Origin of the sequence: uncultured Flavobacterium sp. (assembly GCF_937967675.1) — a bacterium.
Taxonomy (GTDB): domain Bacteria; phylum Bacteroidota; class Bacteroidia; order Flavobacteriales; family Flavobacteriaceae; genus Flavobacterium.
The window spans coordinates 1-1,430 of record NZ_CALBSN010000103.1 but is presented as its reverse complement, the minus strand read 5'-3'; the positions used below and the strand labels follow the sequence as shown (position 1 = coordinate 1,430).

Here is a 1,430-nt window from a genome sequence, read left to right as displayed (position 1 = left end):
ATTGTTTTATTTAATGCAGTCAGGCGACCAATTGAAAAGATTAGGAATGTCAAATGAAATTTCTTTTGTTTATGCAAAAAACACATCCAAATTAGTAAAAGGATTATTTCCGCACCCAAATCATCCAGATTGTTGGAATAAATATGCAACCATTAAAGAAATAAAACCAGTCTTTAATGAATTTATGAAAGAAGTTGACATTTATGTAGATAAAATTCTTGAACAACAAAGTGTAGATTAAAAGATGAAAATATTAACTTGGAACGTTCAACGTCTTGAAAAAAATGAAAACAAAAAAATAGCAGCCAAACTCTACGGGTTTGGTGCAGATATTATTGTTTTGACTGAAACAAGTTCCATTTTAAATCTTGGAGAAAATTATAATTACCCGTTGTGCATTATTAAGCGAGATTTATTTTTAAGTTGTTAATGTTTCTTTGAAATAGAAATTTATTAAAAAATTGAATAGAAGTTAGAGTTGTAATTTTAGCCAAAATTCTAGTTTTAAACCCCTCAAAAGTTTTAGCGTAATTTCTTCTTATCATAAATTGGTCACACAGTTGAGAAAACAAAGTTTCAATTCTTTTTCTGTATTTTTTATACTGATAGTATTGAGGGTTATAATCTGCTTGATTTTTTCTTTTGGGAGTTTCTAACTCAATTTTAACTTCGTTAAACAAATCCAATTGAATGGTTTGCGATAAATATCCTTTATCCCCAAGCAGCACACAATCAGTTAGTTGTTTTTTTATATCTTGCAAATAATGAATATCATGTATAGAAGCAGGTGCTAAATCAAAACTTTGAAAAACACCATTTATAGAACACACAGCATGTAGTTTGTATCCGTAAAAATGTAAGTTTTGAGAGGCGCAAAATCCTTTATTAGGCAGAGCGTAATCTACTTCTTTACAAATTTTGCTTCTAGAAGAGCGGGATAATTTACATACTTCCAAAGGCATACTATCCACCACGAAATATTTTTCAAACTCATTCAGTTTTTTAACCATTCTCTTTCTAATTTCTTCAATATGAGTAAACAATCTTTTTTTCCTTTTGTTGTAAACACTTCGTTCTATTTTTGGTTCAATATCAAATCCTTTAATATCTCTAAATAATTGACATTCAGAGTCTATAGATTTGTACTCCGCTAAAATAATTAGACTAATTAACTCTATATCAGATAGTTTTGGCGTTACTGGTTTAAAATAAAAATTATCAGTATCTGAAATTTTACGTAATTCTTTTAAAATTAATTTGTAACTTGCTTCAAGGTTGCTCATTATTGTAATTGTTTGAAAGTCAATACAATTTAATCATTATTAATGATTTGAGCAACTTTTTTTATAATGCACAACGGGTTAATAAATGAAAATTACATACAATCTAAAACAGAACTAAACAAAAAAGATCGGAAGAGCACACGTCTG

General features: G+C 28.2%; 3 protein-coding genes. 2 read left to right on the top strand and 1 reads right to left on the bottom strand.

Features of this window, described 5'->3' with window-relative positions:
• A partial coding sequence (locus Q0075_RS06960; protein ID WP_297868877.1) for a hypothetical protein occupies nucleotides 1-241 on the top strand: 241 nt, incomplete at its 5' end.
• A 3-nt stretch (nucleotides 242-244) separates the two neighbouring features.
• Entirely contained in the window at nucleotides 245-430 is a 186-nt protein-coding gene (locus Q0075_RS06955) for a hypothetical protein (RefSeq protein WP_297868876.1), read from the top strand.
• Here Q0075_RS06955 and Q0075_RS06950 read toward each other — a convergent pair.
• The gene (locus Q0075_RS06950) at nucleotides 402-1,283 is read right to left on the bottom strand and encodes an IS982 family transposase (RefSeq protein ID WP_282787371.1); all 882 of its coding nucleotides are present in this window, start codon (nucleotides 1,281-1,283) and stop codon (nucleotides 402-404) included. The genes Q0075_RS06955 and Q0075_RS06950 overlap by 29 nt on opposite strands.
• Between the last annotated feature and the right edge of the window lie 147 nt (nucleotides 1,284-1,430).

Bases quoted from the DNA above. Each gene is read 5' to 3' on its own strand.
- Q0075_RS06955 (WP_297868876.1), top strand. From the start codon at position 245: ATGAAAATATTAACTTGGAACGTTCAACGTCTTGAAAAAAATGAAAAC.
- Q0075_RS06950 (WP_282787371.1), bottom strand. From the start codon at position 1,283: ATGAGCAACCTTGAAGCAAGTTACAAATTAATTTTAAAAGAATTACGT.